Raw genomic sequence first — 22,456 nt, 5'->3', positions numbered from 1 at the left:
TGATCACCCCTTTTTCTCAGCACTTTCTCCTAAATCGAGTTTTTTATAATTAATTTCAAACAGGTCCCGCCGACGATCGCGAAGCTGCCGTACGGTTCCAGATTTACGCTGTCTTCGTAAGATTTCCAAATCGACATCTCCGACTACAACCGTTTCAATGTTAGGATGGCACTCCCCAATGATTCCGTCCCGTGCGAATTCAAAGTCAGACGGGGTAAAAATGCCAGATTGTGCATACTGGATATCCATGTTCTCAACCTGGGTTAAGTTCCCTACCGTCCCGGCGATAACCGTATAAACCTGGTTTTCGACTGCACGCGCCTGGGCACAATACCTGACGCGCAAGTAGCCCTGCCGATCATCTGTGCAAAATGGTACAAAAATGATATTCGCCCCCCGATCAACCGCATAACGAGTAAGCTCTGGAAATTGGATATCATAGCATACCTGGATGGCGATTTTACCGCAATCCGTGTCAAACACCTTGATCGCATCTCCAGGCTGAATCCCCCACCATTTCTTTTCATTTGGGGTAACGTGAATTTTATACTGCTTTTCAATCGTTCCATCCCGGCGAAAGAGGTAGGCAATGTTGTAAATATGGTCATCCTCTTCGACAAAGTGAGACCCGCCAACAATGTTGATATTGTATTTCATCGCTAAGTAAGTAAATAACTCAATATAATCTTCTGTGTATTCAGTCAATCGGCGTACTGCCTTGGACGGTACCTTTTCCTCGAGGAAGGACATTAGCTGGGTAGTGAATATTTCAGGGAAGACGGCAAAGTCAGAACCAAAGTCGTAAGCTACGTCAACATAATACTCCGCTTGCCTTGCAAATTCCTCGAAAGATTCAATATTTTTCATCATATATTGGATGACGGTTATCCGAACTGGATACGCCGTTTTAAAATGCCGCTTCGATTTTGCCCGATAGTCGATATTGTTCCATTCCATCAATGTCGCGTATTTGGCCGATTGGACATCATCAGGCAAATAGCCTGGATTGATGCGCATCACGGTAAAACCATTCATGATTTGAAAGGTTAGTACGGGGTCGTAAATCTTTTTTTCGATTACCTCTTCCACATATTGACGTGGTGTCAACTCATCCTGATATTTATGGTAGTTGGGAATACGCCCGCCAATGATGATACTTTTCAGGTTAAGCTCCCTAGCAAGCTCCTTGCGCGCTTCATATAAACGCTTGCCGATTTTCATCCCCTGGTATTCCGGGTCGACCATTACTTCGATGCCATATAAATTGTAGCCTTCCGGATCGTGGTTGGTAATATATCCTTCATCCGTTATATCATCCCATGTGTGCTTGTCGTCATATTCATCGAAATTAATGATTAAACTGGAGCAGCTGCCGATAATTTCCCCTTCTAATTCCACACAGAATTGTCCCTCCGGGAAATGTTCCAGATGACTTCGCAGATGCTCCGGCTTCCATGGTATCATTTGCGGAAAACATGCTTCCTGCAATTTTATAATTTGCGGAATGTCTTCTTCCTTAATGGTACGGACGATCAACTTTTTTTCAAATTGCTTTAAGTCCAATTTGGACATATGAATCGAACCCTCTCTGTCTTTAATACTACTGAAAGAATCGTTTTATTGCTGTTGATGTTTTTTTATCAGTGAATCAAGTAAATGTTGTGATTTTACTGCTTCCCACCCGTCCACATCAAGTGCGTCTCCGTATTTTACAGAAGAGATGAAATGGGTAACAGCCCCCTTAAAGCCTTTCGTCGTCAGGATATCTTCCCATGATGGCGGAGAGCTGACCGTTAATCCGTTTTCCTCCTCTACCTGTAGTGTATTTAAATTATTTACCCTGATTATCGATTGTTCATTCACTATTTCTAACTTTTCTACATTCGTTCCTGCACAACGGTGCATGGCTGCCGTAAAATGCTGCCTGTTCCCTTGAAAGGTGTGTTTGGCAAAGACCATGTGGCCTGAATCGTTTTCTTTCGTGAACAAATCTGAAACGTTTAACTCCGCATTATTGGCTAGCCAGCGGATGGTATCGATTACATGCAAATAATCATCAAGCATGGTGAAAGCGAATGAATTCGGTCCGATGTCTGCGGCCCGATGCTTCTCCATTTGAAGCCAGGTGAATTCCCCGGCTAAGCGCTTTGCCTTTATATAAAGCGGAGCGAATCGCCGATTAAAGCCAACCATCAACTTTCTTCCCAGCTTTTCACTTAATTCTGCAAGTTCCTCTGCTTCTTCCAGGCTTGCAGCCAACGGTTTATCGACGAAAACATCTTTTCCCTGTTCAAGCAAGTAGGAAACCACTTCAAAATGCGTTTCCGTGGAAGTATGCACAAATACAGCGTCACTTTGATCGGCCAGAGATGCCAGACTTTGCATGCTGTCTATCCGGTATTCCTTACACAATTTATCCCGTTTTCTTCGGTTCGGAGAATAGGCACCGGAAATTTGCCAGTCCTCCTCCTTCATCAAAATCGGCAAGTAAGCCTTCTGTGCAATATTCCCCAAGCCGACAATTCCTATTTTCGGTTTTCCAGTCTTCATTCCAACAGCTTCCTCTCTGCTTTGTCTATAGGTTCATTGTACTTCATTAAGATAGCGCTACCAACTAAAAGGAAGCGCAGTTTTTTTCCACAGCGATGGATTAACACTCCGGCAAGAATGGTGTAGTCCGTTTTCCTCTTTCTATCCATGCAGGGCGTGTCCCCCATGTGAATTCAACATGCACACTGGATTGGATATCAACATTCCTGCACAAAAAAAGCCCCTTTCCTATCGCTGGAAAAGAGCTAACCTTTAGTGAGATTTACCTGGGTGATCATCGGGCTTACCCCGTTTATCATTGTGCCCCTGTTTGGCTGGATGGCTTTTTTTGTCTTTTTTCTGAACCTGTGACTTGTTATTATCAGCATGTTTGTTACTTTTTTTGTTCGGTTTTTCGATTTGTGTGTGTTTCATTTGTCGGTCGCTTTGCTGTTTATTCTGCTTTTTATCTGCTGCTTTCTGCCGTTTGATTTCCTGCTTTTCTTTTTTCTTGTTTGAATTCTTTTTAGAATCGGATTGGTTTGCTTGCTTTTTTTCTGCCTTTTCTTCAGAATTTATATGCTTTTCTGAATCTGTGCGTTTGTCATTAGCACCTGAACTTTGTTTGTTCTTGCGTTGCTGCTCTTCTAATTTATCTGCTGTTCCTACTTTGTCTGCCTGTTCTTTTGAAGTGTCAGACGTCTCCTTTTGGCCAGCTTCTTCCTCGTGATCTTCTTCCCTATAATAAGATTCAATAAGTTCTTTTTCCTGATCATCGATTTGAAAGGCTTCCGGATCGGCTTTCTCTTCTTTATTCACTTCTTCAGCAAACAGCTCATTCATCGATTTACTTTCGGATTTGGCAGCTTCACGAATTTCTTCAGGCACTTCAAATGTCGCGACACTAAGTTCTTCCTGAAGGGATTGATTAAAATAATCGTCCAATATGTCTGTAATGTATTTTTCCTTTTTTTGTCCATTTAAGTAACTGACTCCGATGATCACCACGTTCCCGCCATCAATCATCTCATCTTTCTTTCCTTGATCAATTACTAAGGCGGTTACCTCTTCGACCGTTTTATTTATCCAGGAGCTCCCTAACTCATCCAATATTTGTTCTGCGTCCTCATTCAACGGCCTGATACTTTTTACCTTCATTGCTTCGTCTACTTCCATTTCTACACTCGGATTAATATCGACATTTACATAAGCATATACTTTGTCACCGTCAAACCAAGCGTAAAGCGGAAAGGAGATGAGCATAACCAACACCGTCATGACTGCAATCTTCGTGTGTCTCCCAGTTAACAAAAAGTGATGGAAGCGGCCGTTCTGCAGCGGCTTATATTCCACTTCAGCCCCGACCTCTGCAGAAGCTACCGGTTCGGCCTTATGGAACATACCATCTTTGTCCATCACAATCATGTAATGGCGGTGCCGCTCCATGATGATTCCTCTTTTCACTAACCCAACCCCTTTAAATAATCTTTTAAATAAATATAATCCCCACTAAGAATGATAAAGATGGCCAGGATGAATTTTCTGTTTCTCTCTAAAGTCTTTTTGCTGACGTCCACATAGTTGACCAGATTTTTAATCGGAACTTTTTTCTTCTTAAGGACATAGCTTCTCAGAAATTCATTCTCATAAAGCACTTTAGCCACCCGGACGGCCGACTCTCTTGCGTCCCGATGCTTCGGTGAAATAACCGTAAGCTCCTCAAACGACAATTTATACTCTTGGAGTCTGCCTTGCAAATCTTTGATTTCTTCTCTGCGATACCAGCTATCCAACTGATCCTGGTAAATCGCTTTGGCGGCAGTAATTTCCGATGGATTTTCCAACTGGGCATCCTCCAGCGGTTCATCAATGGATGCAGCAACCATTTTAGTCTGTTCCTGCCTGATATAATCAATCACTCGCCGCTTTACTACCAATCTGGCAAACGATAAAAACGAACTGCCCTTATCCGGAGAATAGGAAAGCATCGCTTCATTGAATGCAAGCAGTCCGACACTGAATTCGTCATCTATTTGAGGATTAATATATCTTTTACATACATCGGAAACACTTTTGGCGATAAAAGGTTGATACGCTTTCAATAGCCTGTTTTGCACTTCTTCATTTCCATTCTGCACCATTTCAATTAAATCTTCCAGCCGTTGTTTATCATCCGTAGCAGAGCGATGAGTGATCAACCCTCATCACCTCCAGCCTTTAAAAATTTCGAAAATCGCAGTTTTTTTCTGGGTGTTTTATTCAATTTGCTGTGTTGTATTGTTCGATGATTTTTATTCTGCATGATAATCTCCATTGTTCTGTAGTATGATTAATGATACCGAAAGAAAGAACAGGAAGCTATCACAAGAAGATTACATTTTCTTTAAAAAGTTGTCATCAAATGATAAATTTCGCCAAATAAATGAAAAAAACTTTGATACGAATAGATTTATTATTACAATCTTTAGTTCAAGATTTCATTCTTCCATTTTAAGGAAAATGGTTATTGGATGGTCTGAGCTACTGAAGGCGGAAGTAATGATTAGCGACAATAACCGAAAAAGGAAATACATCTACTGACTGAATCCCGATCGTTATTGGTTATGATAAAGAGCTAGTAAAAGAATTCCTTTTCTTCATGAAAGAAGTCGTTGAAGATACTTTAGAATTTTTATAGGTGAAGATGGTGAAACAAATCGTAACGTATGGGTAAATGAAGAGGGGACTGTAGGTAATCGGGTAAGCACATTTGGTATTTATTAATTAGTAGCTGATGGATTCTAACGGATTTAGGGCTTTATTTTATTTTCATTTCTGTCCTTATGAGCCAAGTAATGAACACTCATTTCAAATGCGAAAAAAGCAATAAATATACTTGCTATAAAAGGCAATGAAGAGTCAATCGCTAAGAAAATAAGTAGAGATAGAAAGTAAAAAACAATCCCTACACTCAAATGATATTTAAAGTGTTTTTTCATCTTACAATCCCTCCCTAAACATAGCACTCATAAAATTCCTCTTTTTTTGAAAGGGCTTTATCCCATTATAACATTTCGAGTTAAGCTCTGCCCGTGGAAAGCGGAGCAGCTTGCCGTAGCGATTAGAAGTACGCATCAAACAACAGAACAAAAAGAAATCTATCGAAGGAACATATAAAAAAAAGAACGAATCCTATTGGCGTTTAGGATTCGTTCTTTTTTGCTTTGGTGCTCATGCTTTTGTCCCGGACTCGTTCGCGCATATATCTACCTTAATAGTTCCAGTAGGTTTGCTTCCCATAAGCAGTGTGCAGATCTTGTTCCGTTCCTCTTGAAATTTCCTGTTTCTCCTCGATTCCCGGTCCGTTTTTCACCGTTTCCCGCGTAACATCAAGGTACAGATTGTAGTCCACCCAATCCACCGACTGTGTCCAATCTGGGGACAACAAAGAATACTTCCAAGAGAAATCCTGGCTGTTCTTGACAACCAGATAGCGAAGTTTCCAACTCTCCCCATCTAACAGGACATCATTGATACTTCCGATTTTTCCATCTGATGCATGCACAGTGAATTTCTCTATCAACTCGTCTATTTCCCGTAAATTGTGCGTCAGTTCTTCTGCCAGGGTTTCTTCCCGATTTTCCTGGATATCAATCGCCTGCTCGGAATTGGTAACTGCACCGACCAGCGGAACATCCTCCCTTCCCCAAAGAAATCCGCCAGTCCAATATGGAGCCCATCCATAATATCTTGTCAGATTCATTTCATATTCTCTGGTTAGTGGCGAAGTTTCATCCAACGAAGGGCTGTTCCGTACCGTTTCTTTATCGCTGGACAACTCGATTACTCGGTTTTCATCATCAACCGTTTGTAAGGATCGGGGGGATAAAAGCACTTTTTTACCAGGCAGCCATTTTCTTGTGTCCACTCCGAAATAACGGAGTACCCATTGTTTATCGTCAAAATATAATTCTTTGACTTTGCCAAGCTCCCCATCCGTTGCTTTCAATTGATAATCGCTCAAAGAGGATGCATAGTAAAGCATCATCATTCCTCCTTTTTTTTCATTTAATACCCTTGTCCTAAATCCTTAAAACGCACCATGCTTTCAGGCAAACACAAAAAACCGCAGGATACAAACTCCTGCGGGTAATTGATTTATTGTTTTTGAAGATAATACTCGATGGGAACGGCCAAGCCGACTTTTCCGTGTTCCGTATGTTCCAGTGTCGCAAACACTACACCGATAACTTTTCCGTTTTCATTTATGACCGGACTGCCGCTGTTCCCTCTGTAAACAGGAGCTTCCAGCATCATAACACGTTCCTCCCAATCAGCTAGCTCGGTATAGCCGATGATTTTCCCCTCATTGGCAATTCCCTGAAAACGTAAGGGATTCCCTATAAAATAAAAAGGCTCTTCTTCTGTAAAGCTGTCGCTGTTCCCAGCCAACTCCAAGTGCGGTAAATTTTCTCCCTCCACTTGAAGTACGGCAATATCAATGTCAGGGTAAGCGGCCACCACTTCTGCATCATACAGTCCATCATCCGGATAGGCAACCAAAATCCGTTTCTCTCCTTCAATCACATGGTGGTTGGTCAATATTTCCCCATCATCAGTGATGGAAAAACCTGTCCCCTGGCTGTTTCCTGCTTCGATCACCACCACAGCAGGCTTATAGCTGCTGACGTCATCGTCAGTGGACAATTTAGCTGAACTGATTAAAAAGTCGATAGCGGGGATAGAAATCGTGGTCGGGAGCAGTGCAATCACATTAATTGTCATTATGGCAGCAATCAGCCAAAATGCCCATTTAGGAAACGGCCTCTTTATTTGTTCCCGTTCTTCTCGTCTTTGCTCCCGGGATTTTCTTTTTTCCTCTTCAAGGATTTCCAACAGTTCTTCCTCTGGAATCTCTTCATATAAATCCTTGTCGATGATATCCTGTTTTGGGTCGTTCGAGTTTGCCATTTGCCCACCCCAAGCTTTTGCATCTTGCTTAAACGAGCTGGCTTTTCATTCCGCCCTGCTGCATCTGATACATCTGATAATAAAGGCCAGCCTGCTCCAGCAGACTTTGGTGATTACCTTGTTCTTTTATTGTACCATTCTCCAGTACAAAGATGTTATCCGCTTGCTGGATTGTCGACAATCTATGAGCGATAACCAAGGTCGTCCGTCCTCTTTTCAGCACTTCTAATGCCTGTTGGATAATATTTTCAGTCTCAGTATCAATATTGGCCGTAGCTTCATCCAGAATCAAAATCGATGGGTCGAAAGCCAATGCCCGGGCAAAGGAAATCAGCTGCCGTTCTCCCATGGAGAATGTGCTGCCACCCTCCTTCACCGGTTCATCGTATCGATTCGGCAACCGTTCGATAAAACGGTCAGCACCGACTGCCTTTAATGCATCTATCGCCATTTCCCGGGAAATAGTGGGATCATTCATGGTTACATTCGACAAAATGGAACCAGTGAATAAGAACGGATCCTGCAATACGATTCCCATATGACTTCTAACTTGTTGTCTCGACAATCCAAGTGTCTTCTTGCCATCGATCAATATGTTCCCTTTTTGAGGATCATAGAACCGGAATAATAGATTCATGATCGAACTTTTGCCTGAACCGGTGTGCCCGACAAAGGCTGCTGTTTCTCCCGGACGAATGTCCAAATTTATATTTTTCAGCACATATTCTGGTTCATCATAGGCGAACCAAACCGATTGAAATTGAACATGTCCTTTATATTTGGCAATCGGCGCAACTTCGACTTCTTCACCATGTTGGTCCATCAGCTCGAATACCCTGGAAGCTGCCACCCTTGCCTGCTCCAACAAAGGCAATTGGTTGACGATGTCATTAACAGGGTTGAACAAGCGTGTTAAATAATCGACAAATGCATAGAGTAATCCAGCAGTAACGACACTTTCAAGGCCAAGAGAAGAGGAGCCAAAATACCAAATAAATGCGACAAACGTAATGTTGCGTAACACGTTGACGAGATTATGGGACGTTAACGCACTTAGCTTTACCAGTTTGCGCTGATACACAAAATGCCGTTCATTCATCTGCTCAAACTCATGTCTTACCTGGTCTTCTTTTTGAAAGGCCTGGATAATGGGCATACCATGGATCGATTCGTTGATGTTTCCATTGATATCACTGACCGTCGACCTGACCACCTGATTGTATTTCGTGCCAAAATGCTTATAAACTTTCATCCATAAATAAATGACCGGTAACAGGATTAAACATAACGCTGCAAGCCGAAAATCCAACAGGAACAGCGCTGTGTAAATTCCTGCCATGTAAATGATACTTGTGACAAAAACAGATAGAACGCGTTCATATAAATCCCTGATAGCTTCCGTATCATTGGTGATGCGTGCGACAATTTTCCCGGCTGGCTGGTTGACATAGTAATTGATCGGCACCTCCTGGGTATGCTGGAAAATGTCATTTCGCATCTTTTCCACAATCCGGTTGGAAGCCTTTTGCAACAAGTATGTCTTTCCGAATTGGAAGACAGCTGCAATCAAAAGCAGGACTACGTATAAAACGAGAAGCCAAACAATCGGGGACTGTTCCGGTTTAAAAAAGCTATACAAGTCAGAAACATTTAGCTTTTGTGCTTCTGTTACTTCTGTTCCTTCCGGCGTCTTGACCGTAACCATTCCTTCTTCCACACTACGTTTCCCTGTTTGGCTTACTTGATTGTCAGTCAGATAGTAAGATCTCCCCACCTGCAGCAGACTGACTGAACCCAAGGAAGTTTCCCCTTGTTTCATCCGGTCTTCGCGCTTATAAAAATTTCCGTTAAACGAAACCGTATACTTATCCTCATTAGCGGCCACTTGGTGCCAAGTCGTTTCGATTCCTGTGATATGATCGTCAATGACACGTTTTGCGATAAAAGGGCCTGCCAGTTCAAGTGTTACCGCTGCAATTAGGCATAAGAGGCCTAACGTGATTGTTTTCTTGAACCGCACAGCATATTGAAATAATCTACCTTCTGTTGTTGCTTTTTTCATTAGGAGATCACCTCCTGTTCTTCAAGCTGCTGCAGTTGATATTGTGCTGCATACCAGCCATCCATCTCCATTAATTGTTCATGTGTCCCCTTTTCGATAATTTGCCCGTCATCCAGAACAACGATCAGGTCGGCATGTTCTACGGCTGACAATCTGTGGGCTGCAATAAACGTAGTTTTCTGGCTTCGTTCCTGTCTTAAATGCCGTATGATATTAGCCTCTGTTTTACCGTCGACTGCCGAAAGGGCATCATCCAGTATAAGAATTTCTGGATCTTTAATAAATGCCCTCGCTAAGGACACCCGCTGTTTCTGCCCTCCTGATAAGGTAACCCCACTCTCCCCTACCTTCGTATCGAGTCCATTGGGAAGAGCTCTAATGTCGTTTAAGAATTGGGCCATTTCCATGACTCGGAATATCTCCTCGTCTGTTGCATCCGGCTTTCCAAATTGTATGTTTTCCCGAATGGTTTTAGAGAACAGGATTTGCTCTTGCGGGACGTAACCAATCCAGTTGCGGATGTTCTGTAATGATAGTTGCTCAATTGGTAATCCTGCTATGCGGATTTCGCCACGTAATCCGGGATATTCCCGGAGCAATTGTTTAAACAGAGTCGTCTTTCCAGCGCCTGTTTTCCCGACAATTCCAACTGTCTGCCCTTTTTCCACTTTAAAATCAATGGACCGCAGACTATCCTGTTCACTTCCAGGATAAGCGAAGCTTACCTTGTCAAAAACAATGGAATCAGCGGATTTGACGCTTAATGGTTCCGCCGGGTCCAGGATGTCCGCCTGATAACCAAGCGTTTCCTGGACGCGATCAAGCGATGCGTTGCCCCGCTGCATAACATTGATCAATTCGCCGACAGCAAACATCGGCCAAATTAACATTCCAAGGTAAACATTGAAAGAGACAAGCTCACCCAAGGTTAGATAGTTTTGGAACACAAGCATGGCTCCATAGCCCAACCCGATTGTATAAGACAACCCTACGAGAATTTTCATGGTCGGTTCAAATAACGCATCCACTTTTGCTACTTCCAGATTTTTTTGATACACATCAGCCGTCATGGATTGAAAACGCTTCTGGTCTTGTTCTTCTTGAACGAATGCACGGATCACCCTCACCCCGCGTATCGATTCCAATACTTCATTATTCATTTCTCCAAAGGCATTCTGTGCTCTCGTGAATCGATGATGAATGACATTTCCGTATTTTTGCATGACAACAGCCATGATTGGCAGTGGCAAAAGTGCCGCCAACGTTAGCTTCCAGCTGATCGTAAAGCCCATCACCGCTATGATCATTAGCATAAATATGCTTGAATCAACCAGCGTAAGGATGCCAAAGCCTGTCGTCATCGAAATCGCTTTTAAATCATTCGTACTCCTTGCCATCAAGTCGCCTGTCCGGTATTTTCCGAAGAATGTCGGTGTCATCCGCAGAAAATGATTCATCAGACGGGTGCGCATCAGCTTTTCCATAATGGCTGCACCGCCGAATAAGTTATAATCCCATAAGAATGAGACGGTGTAACTTAAAACGATGATCAAACCATATAGCAATAGCAGTTCGGTCATTCGATCCCAATTAAACGTTTGAAACTGCATTTCATCAATCGCTATTCCGACAAGCTTCGGCGGAATAAGGTCAATTAAACTGGCAGCAATCAACGCAACGATTGCAAAACTGTACCTTTTCCAATACTTTTTAAAAAACCAATCTAACTTCCAAAATACACTAAACATATTTTCACCTGCTTTTTTCTTCAATAAATTTGCTAACCGCTCTCTTTCCAATCCTCTACCAGTTCCAGTTTCCGTTGAATAACATCCATTCACAACCCCTCCTCAAATCCTTGATCAGTATATGTTAGAAACCTTTAGCATATCGCAAAAATAATGGCGAATGCTTAGGGTTTCTTATACTTGGCTCCTTTTAATCTCAATCTGCCCTTCACAAGTGTTAGAAACACTTAGCATATCGCCAAATAATGGCGAATGCTTAGGGTTTCTTATACTAGTTCCATTGAAAATCCGCAGGACTTTTTTCAAGTGATAGTTAACTATATGTTTTTCCTTAAACCAAATTTGGATAAAAAAATAGACACACATCCGCAGACGTGTGTCTAACATAAAAAAGTCACGGAAATGGTTATTCGTGACCTGATTGAAAATACACTTATGTAGTTGGATTAACATAGAATCTCTCTAAGCTAGTTAATGCCTACATAAACTTTTCCAGAAGGCCACAGGCATATGAAGTTATAAGAACGTACAATCGTTACTTTTTTCATGGTCTGCGACCTCCTTTCGTCGTTTTATGCTTTATCATTATATAATTGTGAACATTGTGTGTCAACCTGTAGTTCTACTTTTCTGACAGTTCTTGAGTGAATCTAATCAGCCGTATCACCAATTTTTCAAAGAACTTACCTGCGCTGATTGTCTCCCCGGCAAAAAGTTCCTGTAACAAAAAAAGCTTGCCATAAGAGGCAAGCTTTTCCTATAGCTTATTTGGAATTAACGCCTAATTTTACCATGTTAGAAACTTTATCGAGTGGTACTTCTGTTGCTTCTGCAATTTTCTCAGGGGTCACATGTGGATGTTTCAAGATGTATGTCTTCACCTTTTCGCTATCTGCTAAACATGAAGGACACGTCATAAACGGTGATGGCGGCATCGGTTCTTGGCATAACCGGCACTTTCTAATCATCTCTTCCATCATCTCACCCTTTCGTAGGACCCTTATTTATTAAAAAGATTCGTTCCTTTTTGCTCTAACTGGGGGTGCTCGGATAAAAATTTGTCATACGAAGTAAAATCGAGGTTGAATATTGAATCTTTTTGGCATAAGGTGAAGAATTGTTAAAATTTTAACTATTTAAGACAATTTAACACACATAGGCGAACATTAAAAGATTTTTTGGTTTGTTTTCTGAAAACCCTACTTTAGTAGTAGTTATGAATTGAAATTCTGGCTTACTATCGGTATCTTGGATGCAGATAGAAAGGATGACTTTTATGTTGCTTGAGAAAATGCTGGAATATAACCGAAAATTTGTCGAAGGGGAGGATTTACCAAGAAAAACACCACGGTATCCGAATAAGCATGCAGTGGTTTTAACTTGTATGGAACCGCAGCTGGAAACCCTTCTTTCAGACGCTCTTAACTTACATGATGGAGATGTAGAAATGATCAAAAATGCAGGCGCCTTGGTTTCCGATTCTTACGACAGCGTCATGCGGAGTTTGCTTATTGCTGTGTATGAACGAAGAGCTGACGAAGTATTTGTCATCGGGCATCGCGATTGCTGGATGGAGGATTTTGAATATAAATCCACAATAGAGCGAATGAGCCTGCAAGGTATCAGTGACGAATCACTAGACAGCGCTGGCCAAGAGAAGAATCTTGCCGAGTGGCTGGGCAGTTATCAGAAAGTAGAAGATATGGTGAAGGAAAGCGTTCATACCATTGAAAGTCATCCACTTTTGCCAGAAGATATACCGGTCCATGGATTAATACTCGATCCTGATACAGGTAAACTGGATGTTATTGTTTATGGTTTTTGATTTACTTCGAAGCTGTCGAAAATTCGGCAGCTTTTTATTTTGCCTACTTTTATATTAATAGCTGCTGCTAAAAAATAGCCAGTACATTATTCCAGGTATTCTCCTCTTTGCTGTGATAATTTCATGTTTTTTCCGCATACTAGGAATAATTGTTCTGGTGGAGGAATGGCGATGAAAAGACGTGGCAAACGCAGGGACAAATCGAAGGAGCTGCTTCCTTCATCGATTGAAGACTTAAAGACAAAGCTACAAACAGCTATGCTCAATAATCCGGATTTTCAAATGCAGGACTTTGAGACCGGCGGTCAGCGCATACTCGTTTTCTATATTAATACGATAATCAAAAAACAGTCGCTCAATGAGAGTGTACTAACCCCCCTTCTTAAAGGTGATAAGCAGTGGACGTCGGAAAAAGTGAGAAACAGGCTCCCTCTAGGCAAAAATATCGTTCAAACAGATATACAAGAGATAACCGATGCGCTTATAGAGGGATCTGTCGGGATTTACATCGAAAATGAAGCTAAGTTGCTTACGTATCCTATTCCAGACAAAGAAAAGCGCCAGGTCGATAAGTCTGATAAGGAGTCCACTGTTCTTGGCCCACAGGATTCCTTTACTGAATCGTTAATGTCAAACATCAACCTGGTTCGCTGGCGGGTGAATACTAGCGATTTGGTTACAGAGAAACTAATCATCGGAGAACGGGTCCCGACTGAGATTCGGTTGGTATACTTAAAATCCCTGGCCAATATGGAAGATGTACAAACAATGCGCCAGCGACTACAGGATTTAGTTGTCGACCGAATCGAAGATGCCACACCGCTAACCTATTATATTGAGGATTCATCTACCTCTGTTTTTCCACAGTTTTATCAAACAGAGCTGCCGAGCAGATTCAGTTATGCATTGACGAAAGGCAGAGTGGGTGTTTTGGTCGATAAAAGCCCGACTGGTATTACAGCACCGACATCTTTATTCAGCTTTTTTGAATCAACGGAAGATGTGTACATGCGCTGGAATGTGGGCTCTTTTATCCGCATTTTGCGTTTTTTTGCCTTAATTATTTCTGCCATGCTGACACCAGCATATGTGGCGGTAATCACCTTCCACTATGAAGTGATTCCGACCCCGCTTTTGACAACGCTCGGTTCTTCCCGGGCGGCTGTCCCTTTTCCACCAGTTTTTGAAGCGTTGTTATTGGAACTATTGATTGAGCTTTTACGAGAAGCCGGAGCACGCCTGCCGACAAAGGTCGGACAAACAATCGGTATTGTAGGAGGTATCGTTATCGGGCAAGCGGCCGTGGCTGCAGGACTTACCAGTAACATCCTGATCATCGTCGTAGCTATCAGTGCTCTAGCCTCTTTTACGGCGCCGAGTTATTTGATTGGGTCGACGATCCGTGTCATTCGTTTCCCCCTCATCTTACTCAGCGGAGTTTTGGGGTTAATTGGGATTATGGCCAGTATTTGTTTTTTGATTTTCCACTTGATAAAAATCAAATCGCTTGGAAGGCCATACTTAATTCCGTTGTATCCCTATGTAGGAAAAGACTTCAGCAAGACGTTTTTCCGGGTGCCATACTTTCTTAACACAACCCGCAGTTTGGCATACAAGCCGCAGGATATCGTCCGTTATCCTAGGAAGAAATCACGAAAAATGAAGGACATCGATGAATAGGGAGGTAAAAGGTTGAAACAGATAAATTTGACGATCAAGCCCTCGATGCGCATCCATGCCTTTTATCTCTTTTTTATCATAACCAGTATCCAGACTGGCTCTGGAATCATGGGCGTTCCCCGCTATATTTTCATGGAATCAAAACAGGATGCCTGGATTTCCGTGTTAATTGCCGGGCTGTTTGTCCATCTAGTCCTGGCAGCCATGTTTGCTATTTTGAACCAATACGATAACACCGATATTTTGGGAGTACACACGGACTTATTCGGTAATCGGATTGCGAAACTATTCAGCACCGTTTATATCATTTACTTCTTTTTTGTCCTGCTCAGCGTCACGATGGATTATATTCAGGTCGTTCAAACGTTTATTTTCCCCAGAACGAGTCCCTGGGTGTTCAGTATCGTACTTGTGTTATTGATTGTATATGCGGTGATGGGTGGTCTCCGAGTCGCAGTGGGCATTACATTTATATTCTTTTTCCTCGCCCTATGGTTGTTGGGTTTTTTATATAAATCAGTTGCTTACATGGAATTCACTCACTTCCAGCCGCTGCTGGCTGCATCTCCTATAGAATTGCTGCGAGGTGCCAGACAAACGTCTTATTCCTATATTGGTCTGGAAATACTTTTTTTCATTTATCCGTTTATTTCCGATAAAGAAAAAGCAAAACTTCCAGCCCATCTAGGATTGGCATTCACCACCTTACTTATTTTGTTAGTCACTGTCATTAGTATCGGTTATTTTAGTCCGGGAGAATTGCCTCAACAGATTTGGCCGGTACTCGTCCTGTTCAAAATAGTGGAGTACTCGGTGATTGGGCGTTTCGATGTATTAGTCGTCACCGAGTGGATGATGGTCATCCTTCCAAATATGATTCTGCTTGCCTGGATGATTTCCTATATTACCAAAAGGCTTTATCACGTTCAGCAACGCAAAGTACTATACGTCGTTGCCATTTTACTATTTATCGGAGCAGGCATCTCCAAACATGAATACACGATCTTAAAAATTATTGATACTGTCGCCAATGTAGGTTTTTGGATTGCTTTTGTCTATCCATTAGTATTGTTGCCGCTTGTTTGGTGGAAAAGTAAATGGAGGAAACGCAAGAAGGAAGGTGCCAAAACGTGAAAAAGACACTCGTTGCTTACTTCTTTCTGTTGCTTATGGCAGGCTGTGCAACCGCTGATCCTATCGAAAGGCTAGGAGTCATCAACACCATGGGAGTAGATGCAGACGAGGAAAACAGCCAGCAATTGAACACTACTTATGTTTACTTTCAATTTGATCCCCATGCCCAAAATATAAATGAAATTGTTTCTTCCAAAGGAAGAACGTTAAAAGGAACCCAAAAGAAAGCGAACGTGAAGTCCAATTTCCGGCTGGTTCCCGGAAAGCTGCGCGTTCTGTTGATGGGCAAACCGCTCGCCGAAAAAGGAGTGGCAAGTATTCTCGATACACTTGTACGTGACGCCAAAGTTCCGGACACCATGTTTTTGGCAGTAACGGAAAGTGCAGCCGGAGATGTATTGTCGGAAGTATTTCAACAAAGCACGACCAATGTAGGAACTCACCTTTACCAGTTGATTAATACGAACGTTGAGCAAGAAATCTTAATCGAGACAACTTTAAGGGATTTCATGCACAAATACTATGATATCGGGAATGACCCAGTTCTTCCGCTGGTTAATGTAGTCGGTCATATGCCGAGCATCGAACGAATGGCCTTATTCCGGGATGAAATTTATGCCGGAGATATCTCCATTGAAGAAGGATTCTTTATTAAATTGCTTTCTGGCCGCTATCGAGCTGGTCGCATAGATGTTACTTTACCTATCGATGAATTTTCCAGTAACCGCCAGAGGGATACCGATCAACGGGAAGAGGAATCTTTGTTTTTGGCAATGAGTGATTTGCGCAGCCACCATTCGATTAAGCTTGTCTCAAAGGAGGAACTTCGTTTCCGCGCCGATATAAAAGTTCAGGCAAGGCTGATGGAAATTTCTGAGCAACTTAATCTGGATGATGACAAAGTAGTGAAAAAACTGGAAAAAGCAATAGAAAAAGACCTAAAACGTCAGGCCTATGAGGTGCTCGGGAAGTTCAAAGAGTTGAAAGTCGACCCGATTGGCTTCGGAAGTATTTACAATGCGAAACATCCCATCTCCCAAGAAGAATGGCGCAAGCTTATACCGGAAATAAAATTCGACTTAAATCTGGATATCAATCTCATCAGGGAAGGAATCATTGAATAAAATCCCGGGAAGCAAATGCTTCCCGGTGTTCGCTTTATCCGTAGTTAAAGTGATCGGGATGAGCGCCCAGCCGGTAATCGTGATCTAAGCCATTTATCTTTTTCATGTCTGTGCCGGAAAGCTCAAAGTCAAAAATGTCCGCATTTTCCCGTTGTCTTTCTGCCCGTGTCGATTTTGGAATAATTATCGTTCCATTTTGATAATGCCAGCGGAGAATGACTTGTGCGGCGGTTTTACCATACTTTTCGGCGAGCTCACAAAGGACCGGGTCATCTAAATAAGTGGCCTTTCCAATCGGGGACCAGGCTTCAACAGCGATTTGCTGCTCCTGACAGAACTTTCTTGTTTCCAATTGTGCCAGTTTCGGGTGATGTTCAATTTGATTAACCATCGGTTTTACTTCGGCATCTCGCAGAAGGTCGTCCAAATGGTGTGGTAAAAAGTTGCTTACCCCAATTGCCCGGACTTTTCCATCCCGATACACTTTTTCAAGAGCCCGCCAGGTGTCTTTGTAGCGGTCTGGCACTGGCCAATGGATCAGATACAGATCGACATAATCTGTCCTAAGTTTAGTCAAGCTCCGGTTAAATGCCTCAAGTGCTTCAGCGAAGCCCTGCTCATTGTTCCAAACTTTGGTTGTAATAAAAATGTGCTCCGGGAAATGCCACTGTCTTGGATGGCACGGCCTACTCCTTCTTCGTTTTGGTAAAAAGAAGCAGTATCAATATGGCGATAGCCGATTTCCAGGGCAGATTTTACTGATTCATAAACCTGCTCCCCTTCTTCGACTTTGTATACGCCAAGCCCGATTGAAGGAATTTCTACCCCGTTATGAAGTTTGGTCGTTGTTTTCAATCCCATCTGTTAACCCCTTCCTAATAAGATATTAATACGCTTACATTCTATCGAAATAGAAGCAGTATGAAAAGAAACACGAACCCCGTGTTAATTCCGAAGTTACCATCAAACATTACCTTATGAGGTTTACAAACCTACCTATCTAAATAGACCAAAAAACAGAGAAATAAAAGCTTGCAGAGAAACCTTCGATTTCTCCGCAAGCTGCTGTCCTGGTGATCTATGTTGTTCCGATCATAAACCGTGGTATTCCGAACTTTCCTTGACTTCCTCTGCTACAAGACCGGACAACACATGCACTCGTAAGATAAAGCCTTCGAGCCTGCCGTTTTCACCGGTTACAGCAAGCGGATATCTGGATTCCAGTGCCTTCGGAATAATATCATTGACGTATTCCTCTTTCCCAACGGTCGTCACATCGGTACTCAACACTTCTGCCAGTGTTTTCTTTTCCTTGATACCCTCAATGGCTTCATCAATTGTCACAATCCCTTGCAATTGCCTGCTTCGATTAACAACAAACACACTGGAGATACCGTTTTCCTCCATCTCCTTGATGGCAACTTTCAAACCATCCTTCAATGAAACGAGAGCATTCGGTTTGATCATCACATTTTCGGCCTGAAGAATTTTCGAACGATCGATATCTTTGATAAATTCAGAGATATAATCATTGGCCGGACTTTCCAATATGTTCTCCGGCGTACCAATTTGCACGACTTTCCCATCCTTCATGACCGCGACACGGTCACCGAGTTTAAATGCCTCGTTGACATCATGCGTAATGAAAATGATGGTCTTTTTGAGCCGCTCTTGTATATCCAGCAGTTCCAGCTGCATTTCCCGCCTAATCAGCGGGTCCAATGCACTAAAAGGCTCATCCATCAGAAGGATATCCGGATCATTGGCCAAGGCCCGCGCCAAGCCAACCCGTTGCTGCATTCCGCCGGAAAGCTCATCGGGATACTTGTCTTCATATCCCTTTAACCCGACTACTTCGAGGTTCTCTATGGCGATTTTCCGCCTTTCTTCCTTGGCAACATTTTTAATTTCCAATCCATACTCGATATTCTCCAACACGGTGCGGTGATCAAATAAACCAAAGTGCTGGAAGACCATCGCGATTTTATCCTGCCGGAACTTTTTTAATTGAGAGGAATTGTAGTCAACAATATTCGCACCGTCTACATAGATCGCACCGTCAGTCGGTTTGTTCAGCAAATTGAAACAACGGATCAACGTCGACTTTCCGCTTCCTGATAATCCCATGATAACGAAGATTTCGCCTTCATCGATTTCCATCGAGGCATCATAGACACCGACCGTATGGCCAGTCTCTTCCAATATTTCCGCTTTGGATTTGCCGTTTTTCACCTGCGGAATCACCGACTTCGGTTTCGGACCAAAAATCTTGGAAACGTGGTCGATTTTCACTTTACTGTTCGCCATTATTTAGCCCTCCTATGCTTCTGGAATCGATCGGCTACACCGCCGGTAACACGGTCAATGATGATTGCAAGGAATACGATACTGATACCCGCTTCGAATCCCAGAGCAATATCGATCCGGTTAATCGAAATCAATACTTGTTCTCCCAATCCCTGCGCTCCAACCATTGAAGCAATAACAACCATGGCAAGTGCCATCATCGTCGTCTGGTTAACACCCGCCATGATTGTCGGCAAGGCTTGCGGCAGCTGCACCTTCGTCAGCATCTGCCATCTAGAAGATCCGAATGACTGAGCAGATTCCACCACTTCCGGGTCCACTCCTCTTATCGCCAATTCTGTCAAACGGATAACCGGAGGCAGTGCATAAATCAATGTTGCAAAAATAGCCGATACGTTCCCAAGCCCAAAGAAAAAAATTGCCGGAATCAGGTAAACGAAACTCGGCATGGTTTGCATCGCATCCAAGATCGGACGCATCACCGTCGAAAATCCTTTGCTAAACGCCATCCAAACCCCCAACGGAATACCGATGATCAAACAAATAATTACGGCTGATAACACAATGGAGATGGTCATCATCATTTCTTCCCATAATCCGAAGGTACCGACTAAAAACATGAAGAAAGCATAAAGCAATCCAGACCAAAGGGATTTAAAATACCAGCCCATCAAAAAGATAAGAACAAGAAACAACCACCATGGCAAAAAGTCTAAGAACGCTTCAATTCCATTGATGGTTCTGGAAGAGATAAAAAAGATAAAATCAAACAAACCCGACAGGGCATTATCCAAAAAATCGACAAAATCAGAAACATAGTCACCTAGATGACTTTGAATATCAGGAAAATCATTCATCGGCACAACTGCTATTAAGCAGTTTTTCACCTCACTATTCGTTAATTTGTACCAGTTTTATAGAATACTGGTCTTTGAAACCGAAAGTAGCTGACCAGTCCGGCCAGCTAGTGACAGAAGCCGGCTGCCGCTTATCGACAGGATCCGGCTTTCACATGATCAGCAGCTAATTAAAGTGCTTCTTTTACCTTTTCTGCTATGTCTTCCGGTACCCATTCGGTCCAAACATCTTCATTTTCCTTCATCCACCATTCAGCAGCTTCGTCGGCAGATGCATCATTTTCGTTCATATAGGTCAGCGCTTCTTCGGTCAGCGCACTGCTTGTTTCATAGTTACTCAAAAACTCAACTACTTCTGGTGCCTGGTCGGGAAGATCTTTATGCACACCGACCACCACATCGTTCGGCGGGAACTCGGTTCCTCTTGTTTCGTTCCACGTTTCTTCATCATAAGCAGGCTCTTCCAACAACGTTAGATCATACATCGCCGTTACCGCTGTAGGTGACCAATAATAACCTACCCAAGGCTCTCCGGATTCATATGCGTCTGCCAACGAGGTAACGATAGCAGCATCTGAACCTGGCATAAAATTGTTCATAGTTTCATCCAATCCATATGTTTCAAACTTTTGATCGATTTGTTCTGCTACTGCCCAGCCGCTCGGCGCGTTCAGAATCCTCCCTCTGCCGGAATCCTCGGGATCTTCAAATACCTCTGGATAGTTTTTAAGGTCTTCCACTGTTTTCAAATCTGGTGCCATTGGCTCGATTCCTCGTTCTTCGTCCCCTTCGATTACATACGTAGGAACGTAAAGGCCTTGATTATTGTCATTAAAATTAGTTGATACTTTTTCGATATCGCCTGAATCGATTGCTTCTTCGTACACTTCTTTCACGTTATCCGTCCAGATTTCCATGTAGGCATTAATATCGCCTTCGCGCAGCCCTTGCAGGGTAGCAGCTGTAGAACCTGGCGTGACTTCCGTTTTATAACCGTAACCTTCTTCAATAATTTTTTGGGCCACGCTGTTATGGAAGCGGATACTATCCCAGCCAGCATCTGCAAGCACAATCGTATCGATACTTCCCTCTCCATCGGAGCCACCTGCCGAACGTTCCGAACCACTGCAGGCGGCCAGGATTACAAGTAAACTTGCCATCATTAGAAATAATAATTTTTTCATCTGTTTGATTACCCCTTTATTCATTATTTTTTTACCGTCATACAACATTGAAGCATGTTAATTTTATGGTTCGGTGTTTCGAAGCAGCACATCAAGTCCATGCAGACACTACTGCAGTTAAACTACCCCAGTCAAAATGGTCATAAAAAGCTAATAGTCCGTTGGCACGGCTCGCGACATTTTATGCTTACTTCAGGAAAAATAAAATATTGGAGGATGATCAAAACTTAGTTCCAGGGGGTGGTGAAGATTATAAAAGTTGTATCCACTGTCCAAAACAACAAAAGATTCCAAATCATAAAATTAAAACGCATCAACGAGCAACATCTTTCATTTTATCGGAATGAAACGGGGAACCCAAATCTATTGGAACGTACTATCAAGCTAAGAATGTCGAAAGATGTCAGTTGCAGGCATATAGTAGCATATTATAGCGTTTTCGTAAGATTTGCTCGATTTATCTGCCAATTAAGGGTAAAAAGACAAATCAATTCATTACTTTTTACCCTTCCTGCCTTTCTTTTAAACTGCTTTTTATTTAGGTACTTTCGATTCAAATCCGACCAAAGCAACAAGTCGGATCAGTACCCGATACAAAGCGAGCAAGCCTATCAGACTTCCGGCCATTCCCAAACTATCCGTAGCCAGCAGCCAACCGGCCAAACCAGCCATTATCACGGCAGTCACATTTCCAGCCGGCCCATTTAACGGTGTCCAGCTATTGTAGATGGTTGTTGACTCCTTTTCTACTTCTTGAAAACAAATAAAATGATATGGACGCACCCTCAGCCAATTGGAGGCTGTCACCAGCTGGTCCCGCTTTTCAATTGGTTTCCCGCAATAGCGGCAAATTGTCAATCTCATGTTACTCCCTCACTTACCTCATTTTCTCTCCATTATAACCAAACCTTGCAATGCTTGTCCGACCGCAGGAACCCGATTTATAGTTATATGGTTTTATAGCCAACCTGTTGCTTACAGGGAAAACTTAACGGATCCTAAATAAGGGGACAGTCCCCGGGGATTTTATACCGGGGACTGTCCCTGTCTTACTGT

17 protein-coding genes and 1 pseudogene are annotated in these 22,456 nt (G+C 42.7%); 4 read left to right on the top strand and 14 right to left on the bottom strand.

Annotated elements, in window-relative coordinates; genetic code table 11:
• Positions 1 to 3: 3 nt before the first annotated feature.
• The 9 genes from BN1067_RS01155 to BN1067_RS01115 all read right to left on the bottom strand — a co-directional run bounded on the left by BN1067_RS01155 (position 4) and on the right by BN1067_RS01115 (position 11,289).
• The gene (locus tag BN1067_RS01155; RefSeq protein ID WP_053217101.1) at positions 4 to 1,572 is read right to left on the bottom strand and encodes a bifunctional GNAT family N-acetyltransferase/carbon-nitrogen hydrolase family protein; all 1,569 of its coding nucleotides are present in this window, start codon (positions 1,570 to 1,572) and stop codon (positions 4 to 6) included.
• Between the two features lie 45 nt (positions 1,573 to 1,617).
• A complete protein-coding gene (locus tag BN1067_RS01150) occupies positions 1,618 to 2,550 on the bottom strand; it encodes a Gfo/Idh/MocA family protein (RefSeq protein ID WP_053217100.1) in 933 nt (310 codons plus the stop codon).
• Positions 2,551 to 2,802: 252 nt separating this feature from the next.
• Positions 2,803 to 3,993 (bottom strand): anti-sigma-I factor RsgI family protein, encoded by a 1,191-nt coding sequence (locus tag BN1067_RS01145; protein WP_053217099.1) that lies wholly within the window; start codon positions 3,991 to 3,993, stop codon positions 2,803 to 2,805.
• Entirely contained in the window at positions 3,993 to 4,727 is a 735-nt protein-coding gene (gene sigI / locus BN1067_RS01140) for an RNA polymerase sigma-I factor (RefSeq protein WP_407701340.1), read from the bottom strand. Before sigI ends, BN1067_RS01145 begins: the two co-directional genes overlap by 1 nt.
• A 591-nt stretch (positions 4,728 to 5,318) precedes the next feature.
• Positions 5,319 to 5,507, bottom strand: a complete 189-nt coding sequence (locus tag BN1067_RS01135) for a hypothetical protein (protein ID WP_053217098.1) — start codon at positions 5,505 to 5,507, stop codon at positions 5,319 to 5,321.
• Positions 5,508 to 5,779: 272 nt separating this feature from the next.
• On the bottom strand, positions 5,780 to 6,553 hold the full coding sequence (locus BN1067_RS01130; protein WP_053217097.1) for a PRC-barrel domain-containing protein: 774 nt from the start codon (positions 6,551 to 6,553) through the stop codon (positions 5,780 to 5,782).
• 113 nt (positions 6,554 to 6,666) lie between these two features.
• Positions 6,667 to 7,479: a S1C family serine protease gene (locus BN1067_RS01125; protein WP_053217096.1), complete on the bottom strand. Its 813-nt coding sequence runs from the start codon at positions 7,477 to 7,479 to the stop codon at positions 6,667 to 6,669.
• 28 nt (positions 7,480 to 7,507) lie between these two features.
• Positions 7,508 to 9,541, bottom strand: a complete 2,034-nt coding sequence (locus tag BN1067_RS01120) for an ABC transporter ATP-binding protein (protein WP_053217095.1) — start codon at positions 9,539 to 9,541, stop codon at positions 7,508 to 7,510.
• The gene (locus tag BN1067_RS01115) at positions 9,541 to 11,289 is read right to left on the bottom strand and encodes an ABC transporter ATP-binding protein (protein ID WP_053217120.1); all 1,749 of its coding nucleotides are present in this window, start codon (positions 11,287 to 11,289) and stop codon (positions 9,541 to 9,543) included. The genes BN1067_RS01120 and BN1067_RS01115 overlap by 1 nt, the downstream gene beginning before the upstream one ends.
• Positions 11,290 to 12,565: 1,276 nt before the next feature.
• Here BN1067_RS01115 and BN1067_RS01100 point away from each other — a divergent pair.
• The 4 genes from BN1067_RS01100 (at position 12,566) to BN1067_RS01085 (ending at position 17,052) form a co-directional block, all read left to right on the top strand.
• Positions 12,566 to 13,114 carry a beta-class carbonic anhydrase gene (locus BN1067_RS01100; protein ID WP_053217092.1) on the top strand — a complete coding sequence of 183 codons (549 nt, stop codon included), beginning with the start codon at positions 12,566 to 12,568 and terminating at the stop codon, positions 13,112 to 13,114.
• A gap of 171 nt (positions 13,115 to 13,285) precedes the next feature.
• Positions 13,286 to 14,794: a spore germination protein gene (locus BN1067_RS01095; protein WP_053217091.1), complete on the top strand. Its 1,509-nt coding sequence runs from the start codon at positions 13,286 to 13,288 to the stop codon at positions 14,792 to 14,794.
• Positions 14,795 to 14,806: 12 nt separating this feature from the next.
• Positions 14,807 to 15,928, top strand: a complete 1,122-nt coding sequence (locus tag BN1067_RS01090; RefSeq protein WP_053217090.1) for a GerAB/ArcD/ProY family transporter — start codon at positions 14,807 to 14,809, stop codon at positions 15,926 to 15,928.
• A complete protein-coding gene (locus BN1067_RS01085; protein ID WP_110943239.1) occupies positions 15,892 to 17,052 on the top strand; it encodes a Ger(x)C family spore germination protein in 1,161 nt (386 codons plus the stop codon). Before BN1067_RS01090 ends, BN1067_RS01085 begins: the two co-directional genes overlap by 37 nt.
• A gap of 34 nt (positions 17,053 to 17,086) precedes the next feature.
• On the opposite strand, the pseudogene BN1067_RS01080 reads toward BN1067_RS01085, so the two are convergent.
• The 5 genes and pseudogenes from BN1067_RS01080 to BN1067_RS01060 all read right to left on the bottom strand — a co-directional run bounded on the left by BN1067_RS01080 (position 17,087) and on the right by BN1067_RS01060 (position 22,264).
• Positions 17,087 to 17,913 (bottom strand): annotated as a pseudogene (locus BN1067_RS01080) (aldo/keto reductase).
• 231 nt (positions 17,914 to 18,144) lie between these two features.
• Positions 18,145 to 19,359 (bottom strand): quaternary amine ABC transporter ATP-binding protein, encoded by a 1,215-nt coding sequence (locus BN1067_RS01075; RefSeq protein ID WP_053217088.1) that lies wholly within the window; start codon positions 19,357 to 19,359, stop codon positions 18,145 to 18,147.
• Positions 19,359 to 20,216 carry an ABC transporter permease gene (locus BN1067_RS01070; protein WP_053217087.1) on the bottom strand — a complete coding sequence of 286 codons (858 nt, stop codon included), beginning with the start codon at positions 20,214 to 20,216 and terminating at the stop codon, positions 19,359 to 19,361. Before BN1067_RS01070 ends, BN1067_RS01075 begins: the two co-directional genes overlap by 1 nt.
• Before the next feature lie 170 nt (positions 20,217 to 20,386).
• Complete coding sequence (locus BN1067_RS01065; protein ID WP_053217086.1) at positions 20,387 to 21,400, bottom strand: ABC transporter substrate-binding protein; 1,014 nt, start codon at positions 21,398 to 21,400, stop codon at positions 20,387 to 20,389.
• Between the two features lie 534 nt (positions 21,401 to 21,934).
• Positions 21,935 to 22,264 carry a hypothetical protein gene (locus BN1067_RS01060; protein ID WP_053217085.1) on the bottom strand — a complete coding sequence of 110 codons (330 nt, stop codon included), beginning with the start codon at positions 22,262 to 22,264 and terminating at the stop codon, positions 21,935 to 21,937.
• Positions 22,265 to 22,456 lie beyond the last annotated feature (192 nt).

It is taken from the genome of Virgibacillus senegalensis (genome assembly GCF_000821245.2).
GTDB classification, from domain to species: Bacteria; Bacillota; Bacilli; order Bacillales; family Amphibacillaceae; genus Sediminibacillus; species Sediminibacillus senegalensis.
Note: the sequence above shows the minus strand (reverse complement) of the source record. Positions and strands in the feature narration are given on the sequence as shown.

Excerpts from the sequence above, each read along its gene's own strand:
- BN1067_RS01155 (WP_053217101.1), bottom strand. The coding sequence starts at position 1,572 with ATGTCCAAATTGGACTTAAAGCAATTTGAAAAAAAGTTGATCGTCCGT.
- BN1067_RS01150 (WP_053217100.1), bottom strand. The coding sequence starts at position 2,550 with ATGAAGACTGGAAAACCGAAAATAGGAATTGTCGGCTTGGGGAATATT.
- BN1067_RS01135 (WP_053217098.1), bottom strand. The coding sequence starts at position 5,507 with ATGAAAAAACACTTTAAATATCATTTGAGTGTAGGGATTGTTTTTTAC.
- BN1067_RS01130 (WP_053217097.1), bottom strand. The coding sequence starts at position 6,553 with ATGCTTTACTATGCATCCTCTTTGAGCGATTATCAATTGAAAGCAACG.
- BN1067_RS01125 (WP_053217096.1), bottom strand. The coding sequence starts at position 7,479 with ATGGCAAACTCGAACGACCCAAAACAGGATATCATCGACAAGGATTTA.
- BN1067_RS01120 (WP_053217095.1), bottom strand. The coding sequence starts at position 9,541 with ATGAAAAAAGCAACAACAGAAGGTAGATTATTTCAATATGCTGTGCGG.
- BN1067_RS01115 (WP_053217120.1), bottom strand. The coding sequence starts at position 11,289 with ATGTTTAGTGTATTTTGGAAGTTAGATTGGTTTTTTAAAAAGTATTGG.
- BN1067_RS01100 (WP_053217092.1), top strand. The coding sequence starts at position 12,566 with ATGTTGCTTGAGAAAATGCTGGAATATAACCGAAAATTTGTCGAAGGG.
- BN1067_RS01095 (WP_053217091.1), top strand. The coding sequence starts at position 13,286 with ATGAAAAGACGTGGCAAACGCAGGGACAAATCGAAGGAGCTGCTTCCT.
- BN1067_RS01085 (WP_110943239.1), top strand. The coding sequence starts at position 15,892 with ATGGAGGAAACGCAAGAAGGAAGGTGCCAAAACGTGAAAAAGACACTC.
- BN1067_RS01075 (WP_053217088.1), bottom strand. The coding sequence starts at position 19,359 with ATGGCGAACAGTAAAGTGAAAATCGACCACGTTTCCAAGATTTTTGGT.
- BN1067_RS01070 (WP_053217087.1), bottom strand. The coding sequence starts at position 20,216 with ATGAATGATTTTCCTGATATTCAAAGTCATCTAGGTGACTATGTTTCT.
- BN1067_RS01065 (WP_053217086.1), bottom strand. The coding sequence starts at position 21,400 with ATGAAAAAATTATTATTTCTAATGATGGCAAGTTTACTTGTAATCCTG.
- BN1067_RS01060 (WP_053217085.1), bottom strand. The coding sequence starts at position 22,264 with ATGAGATTGACAATTTGCCGCTATTGCGGGAAACCAATTGAAAAGCGG.